Raw genomic sequence first — 17487 nt, 5'->3', positions numbered from 1 at the left:
ACCTATACTTTCTCGTTCATTAATAATTCATGGAATGTCCCATCTTCTTCGGCCTCATTTTCTTCGTCGGTGACTTCATATAGCTGGTTTTGTCTTTGATCATCAGACGATTCCTTTTCTTCTTTAGATCCTTCCTGCATAAACGACTGCGGATTAAATGTTGAATCGTTCTTTTCAACCATCACCTGATTCGGAGAAAACATATGCCTCAGCTGACTCATATTACCTTCAAGCATTTCTTTTGCAGCCTGAGTATTCACCAATACTTTCACAAGAAGTTCTCCGTTCACCTGAATTAATTTAATGGTCATATCACCTAGGTTTGAAGGCTTCAACTGAATATGAAGCTCTTTCTGCCCTGGTTTGTTCATTAAAAATCGGCTGGAGTGGATCATCTGCTCAAGCTCCTGCATCCATGGTTTTGAACTAGATGCGTTTTCTCTGCCAAGCGATGTCTGTAATGTCCATTGTTCAACTTTTGTCATAGGTGTGACGGGCTGCTGACCGGTTTCTTCTGTTTTGAAAGAGGTCTGGTTATTATCTATAATCCGGACAGAATCTTTCAGCCATTTAGCCACCTCTGCTCCTGTCACAGGAGTCTGTTGTTGATACGTTACCGGTACTTTCGTTTTATTTTGATACGTGTTCACTAATCTTTGAAAGACTTGCTGCTCTTGGTGCGTGCCTTTTTGAAACACTCGTTCCAAATAATGACTCCATTGTTTGGGATCCTGGCTTACGGCCGCTTTTATTTTGACGAACTCTTGAATGAGACTTTTTGTTTCTGATCCTAGTTTCCCTATGGACCTCTCATCCGTGGAAACAGTTTCTATTACTCTTTGAAAATTGTTCCACAGTTTATTTAAAGCGCCCTCCACCGCGGGTCTGTCAGACGAGTGAGAGGAAGTGTAAGAAGCGGAATGATTTCCAATTTCCTTTTGCGCTGGATTTATTTCCACAGGGATGCTGGCTGCAAGTGCCATCTCCCTTTCTTTAAAGGGACCTTCAGTTACCCTGCCTGGTGCATGGGCGTGAGAATTCACTAATAAGCTGCTCAACTCTTGAAGGATGGAGGATATCGCCTTCATTTTCTCCCCATTACTAAGTTCTGCCTGCTCCATTGTTAAATGAGATGACTCAGTGTCTTGGGAGGATTGTAGATTAACATCTGTTTTACTTAGATCTTTCACCTGATTCCATAACTTTTGAATCGTACTTTTCATGGAAGAGTCGTCAATAAAACTTAAATCTCCCATAAGTTTTTCGACCTTGATTAATAAATTCTCAACTTTCTGTAAGTCCTCGTTATCCAGAGAAGATTCATTCCAGACGGCGGCCAGGTTTATTAAGTCGGACCTGAGACCCTCCTGAATATTTTTTTCACTTGCAAAATCACCTGCGGGATCTGCATCTCCAACGAATTGAACCATCTCCGTCAGATGAGCTTCCACTTTGCTGAGCTCGTCTGTTTTCAACGATGATAAATCCCATGACGCAATCATGTGTATTAGATCAGATTTAAATACTTCCAACTTCTGTGCTACACCAATGTTTGTTTGTGTAACCGGTTTATTGGCCTTTATTACTCTGTATTGCACCAATTCTTCAGGGCTGTTTGGTTGGATGCCTGTATTTTTTTCAACTTCTGCCCCTACTACTTTTTGGGGAGGGGGTTGTTTCATGAGTGTTCCTTCCGCTGCATTGACCTGGTTCGATAAACCCCATGTGTTTTCTATGTTGGAAGAATTGTCTGTGGCTTCTACACGTTTCACCAGCTGAACCATTTGAGCTGAAAGGTTCTTCATTTCCTTGACTTCTTCTTCCTTTAAAAACGAACGATCCCATGTTTCAATAAGGTTCATTAAACTAGATATAAATGCTTCGAACCTTTCTACTTTAGTAAGGTTCGCTTCAAGTACCGGATTATCACCTTTTCCTCCGGATTCCTCTAAACTCTCACTGCGGACTGATCTGACAGCGTCGAGCAGGAAAGTCTCAACTTCTGAATCTGATGCTTTGCGGGAAGAGGAGTACTCTATCAGGGTTTCCCCTGAACCAGAGAGGCTTTCTTCTCTAAAAGAATCGTCCAGGGCAGCTGTCCTTTCCACTATCTGCACCATTTGAGCTAAGAGGTTTTCCAATTCGTTAAGGTCTTCAACTTTCAACAAAGCAGGATCCCATGATGCAGCCTTATGGAATACATCACTTTGCAGATCATCTGATCTCTCCGCCGGTTGGACTAATGATGGTGTGCCTTTAATAGGGAGTGCTGGTGTCCTATATATAGATGAACGCTCCAGTTTTCCACTGATCCCCTCCATCTGCTTTTCTGGGTGATCTCCCTTGAAAGTATCGCCTGAAGGGCTCCACTTTTGTTGAACAAGCTGGGTAATATCCGCTAAGATATTTTCAGCTTTCTTAACATCCTCAGCTTTCAATGAAGAAGAATCCCACGCTCCAATAAGATTTACTAAGTCTGATTGAAGGTCCTCCATCTCTTTTGAGACATCTCCATCTTCTCGAAGTATAGACGTTAGAAGTTCAGGTTCTAATAAATTTCCACTTTTAACAATTCCATAGTCATTTAATAAAGAAGAAGGGTCATCACTCTGCTGTGGCCGAAAATTATGTATATGCGTTCCTAAAGTGAGTGCTCCACCTTCTTTTGTTGCTCTGCCGGAAACATTGGATACGCTTCTAAGAGAGGAAAAAGAAACAGATTCGATGGAATCCACAAGCTGCCTCTCAACCGCTTCAATCGGACTTCCCTTCTGATCAATCCCCATTTGTTTAATGGGCGGCGGATCATCGATGTGAATGAAAGGGCCTAAGGATTCTAAAGCTTTTTTCCTATCTACGGCACTCCATAGAGTCACACCCGAACCGCTACCTTCCTGCTCAGATGCATGAAGATGGGATAAGAGTTCTGAAAAAGCGGTCATCCCTTCCTTTCCTTCTGAATTGTTTTTACCTCCAGCAAGGTGACTATTGGATGAAGATGTGAGAAATGGCAGGATATTTGTCATTTGTTTTTTCACCCCCTTTCAAAAAATGGTCGTTAATTTATCAATAATAAGCCAGCCATTTCAGCAGCTGCTTCTGCCTCCATCTGACCAAGTATATCTCCACGCTCTTCACTCGCTATTTCGTTTAAAACCAACACTGCCTGCTCCTTTGTCATGTTCTCTAAAATAGGAGCAGCTTGTTCTGCATCCATTTCTTCAAAGGAAGCCGCTAATACCTGGGCTGTTTCGTTCTCTTCCGTCGTCTCTTCCGAGCTGTTTTTTTCTTTTAGATCAGCTTCTAATTGCATCAACTGCTGATCTTTTTCTTCAATTTTCGCATCTTTGTTATCTGCTTCTTGCTTTAACTGTTCAATTTCCGCTTCTTGATTAGCAATGACAGCCTGAAGACGATCATACTCTTCAGTCGATGATGCTGTCGTTTCCTCAGAAGGCAGGATAGAAGAAATGACGGGCATTTTTTGCGCTATTTTTTCTGTCTCTTTTACCACATTCACACCCATAAGTGTCAAAATAATAAACGTTATAGTTAAAAGGAAAATCATTGGAACGCCAATGGCTATTAAAACTTTTAAAAATGAACGCCCTTTTGTCTCCTTGTTCTGAATATTCTTCGCCATGACATCACCTATTCTGATAGTTTAAAAACTGCTGCAAGGACAGTTCATCCATCGCTTGTATTTCCTGATCTTTTAACATCTGTAATTGCTGGTCTTCCTTTCTTTCAATCACTTTGTCAAACTTTTTCACTTCTACATGGGCATTGGATAACGCTTCTTGTGACTGCTGCATTTTTACCCTTGCGTGCTGAACTGAAGGCTGCAAAGATTGGATGACGTTCTCCAAGTGCTGAATATGTTTTTGATGATGGATAAAAGACTGGACTTCTACTGCACCCTTTGAAAGTTGATCATTAAACTGGTTGACAGCATCTTCTTTCTTTTTTAATGCTTCATAGAGTTGATGAGCATACATTTCAAAGCTTTCCATATCACTCTGGTATTTTCGCTGCTTATCAAGTTTTTCTCTATCCCGTAAATCTCTAATTTTCTCGTAAGTTTTTAAACTTGCCATACTCTCATCACATCCTATTTAAACAAAAGCTTTAAGTCTTCTTCCGAACGTTCAAAACTTGAAGGTTCGTATACACCCTGTTTTAAAAAACTCATAATGGAGGAGTGATCGTGAATCGCTTGATCGATATCTTTGCTGGAACCTTTTTTATATGCACCAATCTGAATAAGTTCGGCATTGGTTTCATAAGTGGCGAGGGATGATCTTAACCTTTCTGCCGCTTCTCTGTGGGAATCGGATGCAATCTGCTTCATGACACGACTAATGGACCTAAGGATATTAATCGCTGGAAAATGGCCTTGTTCAGCAAATTTACGATCTAAAACAAAATGACCATCTAAGATTCCTCTAACAGTATCTGAGACAGGTTCATTCATATCATCTCCGTCTACTAAAACAGTGTAAAAGGCGGTGATTGTTCCATTTCTGCTGGATCCTGTCCGTTCAAGAAGCTTTGGGAGCAGAGCAAAAACAGAAGGAGTATAGCCTTTCGTTGTCGGAGGTTCTCCTGTAGCTAATCCAATTTCCCGCTGAGCCATTGCAAACCGAGTAACAGAATCCATCATAAGGTTTACGTTATATCCAAGATCCCTGAAATATTCACTAATGGCTGTGGCTGTATAAGCTCCTTTGACTCTCATTAAGGCAGGTTGGTCAGAAGTAGCGACTACGACAATGGAACGTTTCCGCCCTTCTTCCCCTAAGTCATTTTCAATGAATTCCCTGACTTCTCTCCCACGTTCTCCTATTAGAGCAATGACATTTATATCAGCAGAGCTGTTTCGCGCGATCATGCCCATCAATGTACTCTTACCGACACCACTTCCCGCAAAAATCCCGACCCGCTGGCCTTTTCCTACACTTAAGAGACCATCAATTGCCCTCACTCCCACTTGTATAGGTTCATTAATAGGAGGGCGGGAAAGAGGATTTGGGGGCTCCTGCATAGTCGGATATTCTTTTAGACCCTTCGGCAGATCACTGCCATCCAGCGGGTCACCGACAGCATTTAAAATACTACCGATCAGACCTATTCCGACCTTAACTTTAAGAGGGTCCCCTGTAGCTTCGACAAGACTGCCGGGGCTTATCGTTCTCACTTCCTGATATGGCATGAGCAGGATATTTTCATTATGAAAACCGACAACCTCAGCCGGGATAGGATTAATCCTTTGAGAGGGAGGATGAATGTAGCATAAGTCTCCAATGGAAGCTTCAGGCCCTTTTGATTCAATCATTAAACCGACAACCTTATGGATCCTGCCGTAACGTTTATATGTATCCGTCTGGTCAATGATATCCATGAAGGCCTGCTTATTCATCTGTCATCCCCTCATCTGCAGCAGTCATCAATTTTTTTCTTAATTCACTCAGCTGACTATCAATACCGGCATCCACAATCCCTGATGGAGATTCAATACGACATGAAAAGGGAGCTAATTCATCTTTTGCATAAAGCGTCAATTGAGCATGATGATAAACAAGAGACTGAAGTTCTTCTAGTTGATCATGCAGGAGTCCGTACTGTGCGGGATTTACAGAAATAATAATCTCAGGTTGATCCAGCTTTTCTTGAACCAGACATTTGACAATCGGCATAAAGGTTTCTGGCTCTTGATGGAATTTTTGATGAGAAATTTTTTCAGCACTCCGAAGGGCAAGGTCCAGGATGATTGTATCTCCATTCTTGACGATCCTGTTCTGCATGTCTTTTGCTTTTAACACGACATCGTTTGCTTCATTAATCTTGTTTTGATAGGAAAGGAGCCCGTCTTCCTTCCCCTTGGAAAATCCCTGCTCAAATCCAATTTGATAGGCTTCATTTTGAATGATCTTCTTTTCTTCTTCCCAAGCCTTTCTCTGGGCATCAATTTCTTTTTTCGCGTGCTTCACCTGTTCCAGTTTTCTAGCTTCCAGAGTCTCCAGCGATTGTTCTGCCTCTTTTATACGAAGTTCCAATTCCTGCAGGTCACCTTCTGCCTTTTGTTCATGTGACAGTTCTTCGTGATGGATCTGTTTAATTTGAATTAATCTTCCAGAGGTGGATGTACTATAGTTAGACAATGATGTCATCTCCCCCGCCTCTTGCGATTACAATTTCTCCGACATCCTCAAGGTGACGAATAGTAGAAACAACCCTTGTCTGTGCTTCTTCAACATCCCGCAGGCGCACAGGACCCATAAATTCCATCTCTTCTTTAAAGGTTTCTGCCATACGTTCGGACATATTCGTAAAGACAACCTCTTTCACTTCTTCACTGGACACCTTCAATGCCAGACGAAGATCATCATTATCCACATCACGTACCACCCTCTGAATGGCACGATTATCCAGCGCTACAATATCTTCAAATACAAACATCCGTTTTTTAATCTCTTCAGCAAGATTCGGGTCCTGGATTTCGAGTGAATCAAGGATGGTCCGCTCCGTACTGCGATCCACTCCATTCAGTACTGCAACAACTGCTTGGATTCCGCCAGTCTCTGTGTAATCCTGAGTCACTGTCGTTGACAACTTCTTTTCAAGGATTTGTTCTACTTGACTAATTACTTCTGGTGAAGTCGAATCCATGGTGGCGATCCGTCTGGCCACATCCGTTTGTAATTCCTGAGGCAGTTCAGAAAGAATTTGTCCTGACTGTTCAGCATCCAAGTAGGATAAAATAAGAGCTATTGTCTGCGGGTGTTCGTTTTGTATAAAATTTAAAATCTGATGAGGGTCAGCTTTACGAGCAAAATCAAAAGGTTTCACCTGCAAGGAAGAAGTTAAGCGCCCTATAATATTGGACGCCTCATCTGCCCCGAGCGCCTTTTCAAGAATCGTTTTTGCATAACCGATTCCACCTTGAGAAATGTAATCCTGTGCTAAAGCAATCTGGTGAAATTGATCCAGTATCGCTTCTTTCTTTTTCGCATCTACTTTCTGGACAGATGATATTTCCAATGTAAGCTGTTCAATTTCTTCTTCATCTAAATGTTTATAGACTTGTGCAGCCACATCAGGTCCAAGAGAAATTAACAGCACTGCCGCCTTTTGTCTTCCAGTTAGTTCTTCTTTCTTTAAGGACATATTTGGTCCTCCTTAATCTTCAGAAATCCAAGACCGTAATAGTTTTGCGAAATCTTCCGGTTTTTCTTCTGCCATCTTCTCCAGCTGCTTACGTTTTTTCGTGGATTCGTCTTCTTTTTCTTTAATTTCCGGTATTTTCTGCTGTTCTGCAGGTTCCTCAGCTGGATTGCTGTAGAAGACGTACTCCTCTTCACTTTCTGATCGTTTTCTACGTATTAACAGCCAGACCAGGACAAGGATAATAATCCCTAACGCCGCTCCCAACACATACGCCCACATTGGAATACCTTGATCAGCTTCTGATTCAGAAAACTGCGTACTTCCATTAAACTCCTGAAATACAATCGATACTTTACCGGCTGGATCGATTTCCCCGTACTCTCCATTTATAGAGGTTGAAATCATTGAGTTGACAATCGATTGAACACTCTCCTCCACCGTCTGTTGTTCTGAGGCGGATAAATATCGGATGCTCCCGTCTTCATTAATACCTTTAGTACGGTCAATAGCAACCTGTATACCTAAATCCCTAACCTTATACGGACTTTCTTCAATATTCTTTTTAATGCGATTAAATTCATTGTTTATGGTTTCTTTATTCATTTCATAATCACCTGAACCACCAGCTTCGCCTGCCTCGTAGTTAGGAATGTCTTCTTCACCCGTACCTGGAACTCCGCCTTCAGGAATTCCATTCTCATAGGTTTCTTCAATACGCTCAATACTTACAGGTAACCCTTCCATTTTTTCCGGGTCAACCGGTTCAACCAGTTCCTCCACGCGATTTTCTTTAGTGAAATCAATATCAGCGGTCACGGTCGCCACTACTTTCTGCTGTCCGATCATCATTCCCAACATTCGCTGAAGGTCCTGTTTCATATCTTTTTCAATATCTTTTTTTACACTTTGCTGGTATGTATACGCATTTCCTTGATCCAGTGAAGGGTTATTATTGTCAAAATAGTTAAAGTTCTGATCCATAATGACGATATTATCTTTAGACAATTGCGGAACAGACTTTGAAACTAAGTTATAGAGTGTTTCTACTTTTGCATTGTCCATTTGATAGCTTGGTTGTATATGTAAAACCACAGAAGCTGAAGCACCCGTCTGCACTTCAGAAGCAAACATTTCTTTTTCCGGCATGTTGATCATCACTTTTGCATCTTGTATTCCTTCAATGCCGGTAATCAAATCAGCCAGTTCAGTCTGTGTCGCATCAAGCTTTATTACATCAAACTCATTATCCGTCATTCCCCACGAAATGTTGTTACTAAAGAAGCTGTAATCGATTGTTCCACTGTTTGGGATACCTGCAGCAGCTAAATCAACAAGCAGCCCCTCAGCTTCGGCATCAGGGACGAGCACACTCGCACCTCCCTGGTCCAGCTCATAGGGAATACCACGAGAATCAAGTTCTGTTTTTATCTGCCCGACTTCCTGTAAAGACAAATCCTTATATAGAGGAACCATCTTAGAACTCGAAGCCCATACCCCCGCAAGGCTGAGGAGGATAAAGAAGATAACAACAGATCCGATCATCAGTCCTTTTTGTGACGTATTACGGCTTTTCCAAAAGGATAAAAACCGCTCTTTATATAAATTTATTTTTTCTTTCATAATTGCCCCCAAAAAAAGCACAAACTAAGCGAATAGTGTAGTGCGGATTATCCATTGTCCAATTATACCTGCATGCGCATGATTTCTTTATAGGCATCAATGACTTTACTTTGTACTTCTACAGCCGTCTGCATTGTAATACTTGCTTTTTGGGATGTAATCATAACATTATGTAAATCATTGATATCACCTCTTGCAAGAGCTTTCGTTTTCTCATTCGAAGTGACCTGCGCTTTGTTAATGCCGTCAACAGCTTTTTTCAGCTGGGTGGCAAAAGCTGCCTGTGCTTCACCAGGTGAGACAGCTTTATTCCACTGTGAGTTTAAGGGTTTTAAATTAAGGGTAGAGGATAAGGGTGCGGATTGGATATCTGCCATAAAACATTCTCCTTTTCGTTATCTTCCTATTTCAAGTGACTTCATAAGCATACTTTTTGAAGCGTTCACTGCTGTTACGTTAGCCTCATAAGATCGCGTTGCGCTCATCATATCGACCATCTCCTGTAATGGGTCGACATTGGGTACCTCTACATAACCATCTTCGTTTGCATCAGGGTGGTTTGGGTTATGAACAATCTTAAATGGTTCACGATCCTCAGTGATTTTAGTTGCTCTTACGCCACTACTGGCATTTGTTGATACGGATTCATTATGTAAGTACCGGGAAAAGTTTGAGTCAGCTGATTGAAATACAACCATTTTTCTTCGATAAGGCTCCCAATTTCCATCTTCATCAATGGTGGCACGCGTTGAGTTGGCATTCGCAATATTTGAAGAAGCCACATCCATCCTTAATCTTTGTGCAGTAAGAGCACTTGCACTAGCATTCATAGCTTGAAAGATACTCATCTTTAGTTCCCTCCTCTCAGAACAGACTCCAAGCCTTTAAACTTCCCATTTAAGCGCTCAACAAGAGCCTGATGCTGAATTTGATTCTGCGCTAATTCATTCATCTCTTTATCAACATCTACGTTGTTTCCATTATGGTTGTACATTCTGTTGGTGCTTGTAAATGTATGCAATGAAGGGGTCCCCGTTTGATTAAAAGCATAATGTCTGGCATTAGTTCTTTTCGTTTCAAAAGAAGCTTGTTCTTCCTCCAGAACACTTTTAAAAGAAACTTCTTTTGCCTGATAACCTGGAGTATCTATATTTGCGATATTATCAGAGATTGCTCTGTTCTTAGCTGAAGTATAATTCAGCGCTTTTTCAAGTGACGTAAAGGTGTCGTTAAAAAGATTCATCCTATCACTCCTATCCTTTATTCGACAAATCTAAGAATTCACAACCTTAATTGTAGAAAAATTTAAACGTCTTTGTCTATACAAATCATCAGTTTTTTACAAGAGTGTTACAAACCGTACAGATGTCCTATGTTTAAAAACCTAAATAAATGGGTAATGTTGACAATTGTCGAATTTACTACCATAATGAACATTATTACATAAATTCTTGTCGAATAGTATACAAAGTCTTCATTTCAGTAAATCACCTTTGTTTTTTTAAAAAAAGTGATGTTTTTCTTATGTTCAAACATAAAAAAAGCCGCTACGTTTAACGTAGCGGCTTTTTTTTATTAATTCGTACGAAGTTTTTGTAGTTCAAGCAGGAAGTTATTATTTAATACCTTGATATATGTTCCTTTCATACCTAGGGAACGAGACTCAATAACTCCGGCACTTTCCAGTTTACGAAGTGCATTAACAATAACAGATCTTGTAATGCCTACACGATCGGCGATTTTACTTGCTACAAGAAGACCTTCATTGCCTTCAAGTTCATCGAAAATATGCTCAATAGCTTCTAATTCACTATAGGACAAGGAGCTGATTGCCATTTGAACAACAGCTTTACTTCTTGCTTCCTGTTCAATTTCTTCTGTTTTCTCATGTAGAATTTCCATTCCAACAACAGTAGCACCATATTCCGCTAAAAGAAGGTCATCATTATTAAAATTACCATTTAGACGGCTTAGGATAAGTGTTCCCAAACGCTGACCCCCACCAATAATCGGCACGATAGTTGTCAGACCATTTTCAAACAGTTCACGATTTTCTACTGGGAAAGCCGTGTATTCACTATCGATATCGATATCTGATGTCGTTTCCTGGATGTTAAAAAGATTCTGTGTGTACTCCTGTGGAAATTGACGCTGAGAAAGCATGTCTTTCATGCGCTCATTTTCAATCTCCTGGTTAATCGCAAACCCTAACAATTTACCACGACGGCTCAATACAAATGTATTGGCTTCGATGACGTCTCCTAATGTGGCAGACATGTCGTTAAAGTCTACAGATTTCCCTGTTGTCTTTTGCAGCATAGCATTGATTTTACGTGCACGATCTAATAAATTCATGTGCATTTCCTCCTTGTAGATCCAACCTATAAAATAAACCGGCTGAGATCTTTGTTCTTAACAATAGATGATAGTTTACTGTCTACATACTGTGGTGTAATTTCGATGGTTTCCATCATAACATCCGGCGCCTCAAAGGATAGGTCTTCTAAAAGTTTCTCTAAAATTGTGTGAAGTCTTCTGGCTCCGATGTTATCTGTTTCCTGATTTACTTCATGGGCAATTTCTGCGAGTCTAGTAATAGCATCGTCAGAAAATTCAACCTTTATACCTTCAACTTGAAGTAATGCCTTATATTGTTTTAAAAGTGCGTTTGATGGCTCCGTTAAGATATTCTTAAAGTCAGCTACACTTAATTTATTCAGCTCTACACGAATAGGAAAGCGACCCTGCAGCTCCGGAATAAGATCGGACGGCTTCGCCATATGAAAGGCACCTGCAGCAACAAACAAGATATGATCGGTTGATACAGGGCCATATTTTGTAACGATGGTTGAACCCTCAACAATCGGAAGGATGTCACGCTGTACACCTTCTCTGGATACATTTGCCTGATTATCCCCTTTAGCAGCAACTTTATCAATTTCATCGATAAAGATCATGCCGGCCTGCTCGACTTTCGCCACAGCTTCCTGACCGACTTCGTCCATATCAACCAGCTTGCCTGCTTCCTCCTGTGTTAACACTTTGCGGGCTTCAGAAACCGGGAGTTTTCTCTTTTTCTTTTTCTTAGGCATGAACTGGCTGAAAGCATCCTGCATATTCATTCCCATTTGCTCCATGCCTGACCCTTGAAGCATATCGAACATAGAAGACTGAGATTCTTCCACATCAATCGTTACCATGTGATCTTCAAGTTCACCAAGATCAAGCTGGTGTCGTATTCGACTTCGCTTTGTTTCAATTTCAGTCTCTTCCTGATTCTGTTCCGGCTCATTTTCCTGCTGGCTGCCCTGATTGAAAATCATTTCAAATGGATTTTTGAAACTGTTGTTCTGCTTCTTTTTCGAAGGAACCAATAGTTTTACAAGGCGTTTGTTCGCCTGTTCTTCAGCCCGATCTTTCACAGCTTCCATTTTTTCTTCCTTCACCATTCGAACAGACATTTCAACAAGATCACGGACCATAGATTCTACGTCACGGCCAACATAACCAACTTCAGTGAACTTTGTAGCCTCAACCTTTACAAAAGGTGCTCCTACCAACTTGGCCAGACGGCGTGCGATTTCGGTCTTACCTACACCTGTCGGGCCCATCATCAAGATGTTTTTCGGTACAATTTCATCTTTCAGTTCATCTGTAAGCTGCATTCTGCGGTAACGATTCCGAAGTGCAATGGCCACCGATCTCTTTGCACTGTTTTGTCCGATAATATATTGATCAAGCTTCTCAACAATTTGTCTAGGCGTTAAATTTAAAGACATCTTCTGCCCCCCTATTCGAGAACTTCTAATATGATTTGATCATTTGTAAACACACAAATTTCTCCAGCAATCTCCAAGGCTGCTTTTGCTATCTGAGGAGCAGACTGTTCAGGAGAATAGCGTTTAAGTGCCCTGCCTGCGCTTAAAGCGAAATTCCCGCCGGAACCTATCGCCAGAATACCATCGTCCGGTTCTATGACTTCCCCAGTTCCAGACACTAGAAACATGTTTTCTTTATCCATAACGATAAGCATCGCTTCTAGTTTACGAAGCACTCTGTCACTACGCCACTCTTTTGCAAGTTCTACAGATGCTCTCGCTAGATTTCCGTCATAGCTTTCCAACTTACCTTCAAACTTTTCGAAAAGAGTAAAAGCATCAGCTACAGAGCCTGCAAAACCGGCAAGAACCTGATCATTAAAAAGTCTGCGTACTTTTCTAGCTTTATGTTTCATCACTACTTGATTCCCGAGTGTTACCTGTCCATCACCGCTCATCGCGCATTTCCCATCATGTTGAACGGCAAATATCGTAGTCGCGTGAAATTGTTGATCCATTTCCTTCACCTCTTATTCGCTCTTGGATGGCTGTTCATATATACATTCCTAAGTCTATCTTTGGTCACATGCGTATAAATCTGCGTGGATGAGAGATGTTCATGACCCAGCAGTTCCTGAACAGAACGTAGGTCTGCTCCCTCATTCAGCAGGTGTGTAGCAAAAGAATGCCTCAATTTATGGGGATGAATATCAATAGTCAATGAAGCGTTCTGCACCATCTTATTTAATACCAGCCGAATGCCGTCAGCCGTTAAAGGACCTCCTCTTGCATTTAAAAATACATATTTGGTCTGATCCTTTCGTTTAGCGGCTAAACTTTCCCGGCCGTCTTCGATATAACGGAGCAATGCTTCGCTGGCAAACTGACCAAATGGCACATATCTCTCTTTACGTCCCTTTCCGTAGACTAGAGCTGTACCTAATGAAAAATCTAAATCCTCAAGTTTGAGTTTGACACATTCACTTACCCGGATCCCCGTGCCGTAAAGAATCTCAAGCAATGCCTGATTTCTTTGACCAAGAGGTGTGTTAAGGTCACTCACTTTAAAAAGACGCTCCAACTCTTCTTCATAAAAGAAGTTCGGTATCGGCGCCTCAGCCTTAGGTAAAGACACATTTATAAAAGGGTTTTGTTTCATAAACTGTTCACGTTCTAAATATCTGAAGAAGCTTCGCAAGCTTGACACTTTTCTGGAAATTGTTTTTCTTGAATACTGGGCTTCATACTGCCTTGTTAAAAAAGCTCGAATGACTGAGTAGTCGCATTGTTCCATTGTCAGGTGTTCGGATGTTAAGAACTCATAAAATTCCTCAATATCTCTTCCATAATGTTTCACTGTCAAAGGGGACGCGTTCTTTTCAATTTGAAGATATTCAATAAATGAATCTTTAAAGGACTGCATCGCTGTATCCTTCACCTCACAAAGGCGCTTAAATTTTATCACACCATCGATTCATATAACAATGGATTTAATAAAAATGTAACAAAATTCTGAATTGTTTCCAACAACAAACATTTATTCCCATTGATCTATGATTGTTCTTATATTCAATACTCTCGTCTGCTTCGTACACTGTCAAGTATGTAGACTTACCAAAGCGTAATTATAGCGTTCTAATACCTTAGTGTCAATTAAAAAATTGAAAAGAGTCTACAACTATAAGCATAGTCATAGACTCTTGAAAATATAACCAGGTCAGGACTGCGGCTCTTCTTTATAATCGCAGTTCGTACATTGAATTTGTGTACCTTTTTTGGATTTCTTTTCAACAAGAAGTGAATCACACTTCGGACAAGGACGGCTGATCGGCTTATCCCAGGATATAAATTCACACTCTGGATAATTTTCACAACCGAAGAATTTGCGATTCTTCTTACTCTTGCGTTCAACGACTTCCCCATCTTTACACTCAGGACAAGTCACTCCAACTTTTTTAAGGATCGGCTTTGTATTTCGGCACTCCGGGAAGTTGGAGCAGGCGAGGAACTTCCCATAGCGGCCCATTTTATAGACCATCTCGTGCCCGCATTTTTCGCAGTCAATTCCAGCAGGTTCATCTTTAATCTCAATTTCTTCCATTTCCTGTTCAGCTTTTTCAAGCCTTGGCTGGAATCCTTGATAGAACTGACCGATGATATTTACCCATTCCTCTTTGCCATCCTCGATGGCGTCAAGGTCATCTTCCATTCCTTTTGTGAAATCAACATCAATGATCTCCGGGAAGTATTCTCTTAGTTGATCTAGGACGATCTCACCAAGTTCGGTCGGAACAAACCGTTTGTTATCCAACGCTACATAACCTCTTCGCTGGATCGTATCGAGCGTAGGGGCATAAGTGGACGGACGACCGATGCCAAGTTCTTCTAGCGTCTTAACTAATCGTGCTTCTGTGTACCGCGGAGGCGGCTGAGTAAAATGCTGGTTAGGCTTAATCTCTTCTGCTTTGACCGTCATGCCCTCTTCCAAGTGCGGAAGTAGCTTGTCTTTTTCTTTTTTGTTATCATCACGGCCTTCAATGTAAACCTTCATAAATCCTTTAAATTTGACTTCTGAACCTGTAGCACGGAATTCAACACCTTCATTGTATAAGTGCACGGTCATCGTATCCAGAACGGCTGGAGCCATTTGACTGGCGATGAAACGATCCCAGATTAATTTATACAAACGGTATTGATCTCTTGATAAAATACTTTTCATAGATTTCGGGTCTCGGTCTGCGCCTGTTGGTCTAATGGCTTCGTGAGCATCCTGAGCCCCTTCTTGTTTCTTGGCTGCTTTACTTTGTCCTAAATACTCTTTGCCAAAATTATTTTCCACATACTGTTTAGCATCATCTTTTGCAGAGTTGGAAAGTCTTGTCGAGTCAGTACGCATATACGTAATCAGACCTGTGGTCCCCTGCTTCCCGCCAAGATCAATTCCTTCGTATAGCTGCTGTGCAATCATCATCGTCTTTTTAGCCCTGAAATTCAATTTACGTGCGGCTTCTTGTTGTAAAGAGGATGTGGTAAACGGAAGGGACGGATTTCTTTTTCTTTCCCGTTTGTTCACTTTGTCAACGGAGAAGTCTTTGCCTTTCATACGCTTTTGAATCTTTTCAACATCTTCCTGTGTCTTAAGATCCTGCTTCTTTCCATCAATGCCATAAAAAGAACCTTCAAATGCTTCTTTCTCTTTTAGAAAATCAGCCTCAATGGTCCAATATTCTTCCGGGGTAAAGCTTTTGATTTCGTTTTCACGGTCAATGATAATTTTAACAGCCACCGATTGTACACGGCCGGCGCTTAGACCCTTTTTCACTTTTTTCCATAGAATAGGGCTGATGTTGTAACCTACCAGCCTGTCCAATATACGTCTGGCCTGCTGGGCATCCACCAGGTCTGAATCAATGCTTCTCGGCTGTTTAAACGAATCTTTGATCGCTTCTTTTGTAATCTCATTAAAAACCACTCGGCATTCAGATTGGTCATCAATATCAAGACTGTGTGCCAAATGCCAGGCGATTGCTTCCCCTTCACGGTCGGGGTCGGCTGCAAGATAGACTTTCTTGGCTTTCTTTGCTGCGGTTTTTAATTCTTTAAGGACAGGGCCTTTTCCGCGGATTGTAATATACTTTGGTTCGAATTCATTCTCCACATCTACGCCCATCTGACTTTTTGGTAAATCACGGACATGTCCAAGTGAAGCTTTTACTTTATATTTTTTTCCTAAATAACGTTCAATAGTTTTAGCTTTTGCAGGTGATTCTACAATTACAAGATAATCTGCCATATAGGTTCCTCCCATAGAGGTGTTTTCTGTTTATAGTTTTTCATAAAATAAATCTTCCCTATTATTAAATAGAATGAAACCGTTTGTCAAACAAACTTTTTTCAAAAAAGTCTTAAAACCGTCCAATACTCCCCTAGACTGTAACACCTTTCTATGGAATTATTCAAATTTTTCAAATCATTCATTCATAAGGTCATGATGTGTATGCACGAGTTTAGCCCCTTCATTGATCAAGTAATGACACCCTTCACTGGTTAGGCTTCCTGCGGGGCCTGGAAGGGCATAAACACTTCTCCCCTGCTCTAAAGCCTGGTCTACTGTAATCATCGTTCCGCTTTTCATTCTTGCTTCAATAACAAATGTGGAAGGGGTCAATCCTGATATGATGCGATTCCTCTCTGGGAAGTAATATCTTTTTGGGGGTCGATCAGGTGGGTATTCACTAATTACTATATGGTCTTTCGCCATTTGATTATACAAAGAAAGATTGTTTCGTGGATAAATATGGTGAAAACCAGAGCCTAAAACTGCCATTGTCCTTCCTCCATACTCCAGGCTGAGTGTGTGGGCATACTGATCGATTCCTTTAGCCATTCCACTTACAATGGTCATGCCTTGTTGAATGAGAGGAGTCAGCACTAATCTCATAGCCGGATAAGCGTAGGGGGAGGGATTGCGGGTTCCGATAACGCTTAAAGAAGAAGAGGTGTTCAAAATATCCAGGTTTCCTTGAACATATAAGACCAGAGGGGGATCCGGAATGGACCTCAAAGAAGCGGGATACTGTGGATCAAACCATGTCAATAAAGTATAGTTTTGCTGATATTTGTCGAGTTTCTTCATTATATTAGGGTCTTGTACAGTACGAATGATTTTTTCTGCACGTGTAATGGGGATAGGTACCATCTGCGAAAGTTGTCTGGGGGTTATAGAGAAAGGAGTAATGAGATGAGGATCAAGCTTTAATAACTTTTTTAAAAGCGGTCTCGTTACATAGGGCGTGTCATGCAGACATAATAAACGCTGCTTCCTTGTATCCATTAGCTACCTCTTTTCATAAGTTTGAGACCGTATCTAAAACGATACGGC

16 protein-coding genes are annotated in these 17487 nt (G+C 41.1%); all 16 read right to left on the bottom strand.

Annotated elements, in window-relative coordinates; all coding sequences use genetic code 11:
* Positions 1-2: 2 nt before the first annotated feature.
* Positions 3-3026 (bottom strand): flagellar hook-length control protein FliK, encoded by a 3024-nt coding sequence (locus LC036_RS04440; RefSeq protein ID WP_226578770.1) that lies wholly within the window; start codon positions 3024-3026, stop codon positions 3-5.
* Positions 3027-3058: 32 nt separating this feature from the next.
* On the bottom strand, positions 3059-3643 hold the full coding sequence (locus tag LC036_RS04435) for a magnesium transporter MgtE N-terminal domain-containing protein (RefSeq protein WP_226578767.1): 585 nt from the start codon (positions 3641-3643) through the stop codon (positions 3059-3061).
* A gap of 4 nt (positions 3644-3647) precedes the next feature.
* Positions 3648-4097, bottom strand: a complete 450-nt coding sequence (gene fliJ / locus LC036_RS04430; protein ID WP_226578765.1) for a flagellar export protein FliJ — start codon at positions 4095-4097, stop codon at positions 3648-3650.
* A 14-nt stretch (positions 4098-4111) separates the two neighbouring features.
* The gene (gene fliI, locus LC036_RS04425; protein ID WP_226578764.1) at positions 4112-5419 is read right to left on the bottom strand and encodes a flagellar protein export ATPase FliI; all 1308 of its coding nucleotides are present in this window, start codon (positions 5417-5419) and stop codon (positions 4112-4114) included.
* A complete protein-coding gene (fliH, locus tag LC036_RS04420) occupies positions 5412-6170 on the bottom strand; it encodes a flagellar assembly protein FliH (RefSeq protein ID WP_226578762.1) in 759 nt (252 codons plus the stop codon). Before fliH ends, fliI begins: the two co-directional genes overlap by 8 nt.
* Positions 6154-7167 carry a flagellar motor switch protein FliG gene (fliG, locus tag LC036_RS04415; protein ID WP_226578759.1) on the bottom strand — a complete coding sequence of 338 codons (1014 nt, stop codon included), beginning with the start codon at positions 7165-7167 and terminating at the stop codon, positions 6154-6156. Before fliG ends, fliH begins: the two co-directional genes overlap by 17 nt.
* Before the next feature lie 12 nt (positions 7168-7179).
* Positions 7180-8787 (bottom strand): flagellar basal-body MS-ring/collar protein FliF, encoded by a 1608-nt coding sequence (gene fliF / locus LC036_RS04410; RefSeq protein WP_226578757.1) that lies wholly within the window; start codon positions 8785-8787, stop codon positions 7180-7182.
* Positions 8788-8849: 62 nt separating this feature from the next.
* Positions 8850-9164, bottom strand: a complete 315-nt coding sequence (fliE, locus tag LC036_RS04405) for a flagellar hook-basal body complex protein FliE (protein WP_226578754.1) — start codon at positions 9162-9164, stop codon at positions 8850-8852.
* Positions 9165-9182: 18 nt separating this feature from the next.
* Positions 9183-9635 carry a flagellar basal body rod protein FlgC gene (gene flgC / locus LC036_RS04400; RefSeq protein WP_226578752.1) on the bottom strand — a complete coding sequence of 151 codons (453 nt, stop codon included), beginning with the start codon at positions 9633-9635 and terminating at the stop codon, positions 9183-9185.
* A 2-nt stretch (positions 9636-9637) separates the two neighbouring features.
* The gene (gene flgB / locus LC036_RS04395; protein WP_226578749.1) at positions 9638-10030 is read right to left on the bottom strand and encodes a flagellar basal body rod protein FlgB; all 393 of its coding nucleotides are present in this window, start codon (positions 10028-10030) and stop codon (positions 9638-9640) included.
* Between the two features lie 332 nt (positions 10031-10362).
* A complete protein-coding gene (codY, locus tag LC036_RS04390; RefSeq protein WP_226578746.1) occupies positions 10363-11142 on the bottom strand; it encodes a GTP-sensing pleiotropic transcriptional regulator CodY in 780 nt (259 codons plus the stop codon).
* Positions 11143-11168: 26 nt separating this feature from the next.
* Positions 11169-12566, bottom strand: a complete 1398-nt coding sequence (hslU, locus tag LC036_RS04385; RefSeq protein ID WP_226578743.1) for an HslU--HslV peptidase ATPase subunit — start codon at positions 12564-12566, stop codon at positions 11169-11171.
* 11 nt (positions 12567-12577) lie between these two features.
* Complete coding sequence (gene hslV / locus LC036_RS04380; RefSeq protein ID WP_226578740.1) at positions 12578-13123, bottom strand: ATP-dependent protease subunit HslV; 546 nt, start codon at positions 13121-13123, stop codon at positions 12578-12580.
* A 5-nt stretch (positions 13124-13128) separates the two neighbouring features.
* Positions 13129-14028, bottom strand: a complete 900-nt coding sequence (gene xerC, locus LC036_RS04375; protein ID WP_226579995.1) for a tyrosine recombinase XerC — start codon at positions 14026-14028, stop codon at positions 13129-13131.
* A gap of 294 nt (positions 14029-14322) precedes the next feature.
* Complete coding sequence (gene topA, locus LC036_RS04370; RefSeq protein ID WP_226578737.1) at positions 14323-16398, bottom strand: type I DNA topoisomerase; 2076 nt, start codon at positions 16396-16398, stop codon at positions 14323-14325.
* A gap of 177 nt (positions 16399-16575) precedes the next feature.
* Positions 16576-17439, bottom strand: coding sequence for a DNA-processing protein DprA (gene dprA / locus LC036_RS04365; protein WP_226578734.1), 864 nt, complete (start codon positions 17437-17439; stop codon positions 16576-16578).
* Between the last annotated feature and the right edge of the window lie 48 nt (positions 17440-17487).

This window comes from Halobacillus litoralis, assembly GCF_020524025.1.
Lineage (GTDB): Bacteria > Bacillota > Bacilli > Bacillales > Halobacillaceae > Halobacillus > Halobacillus litoralis_D.
This window is presented reverse-complemented; position numbering and strand designations above follow the sequence as displayed.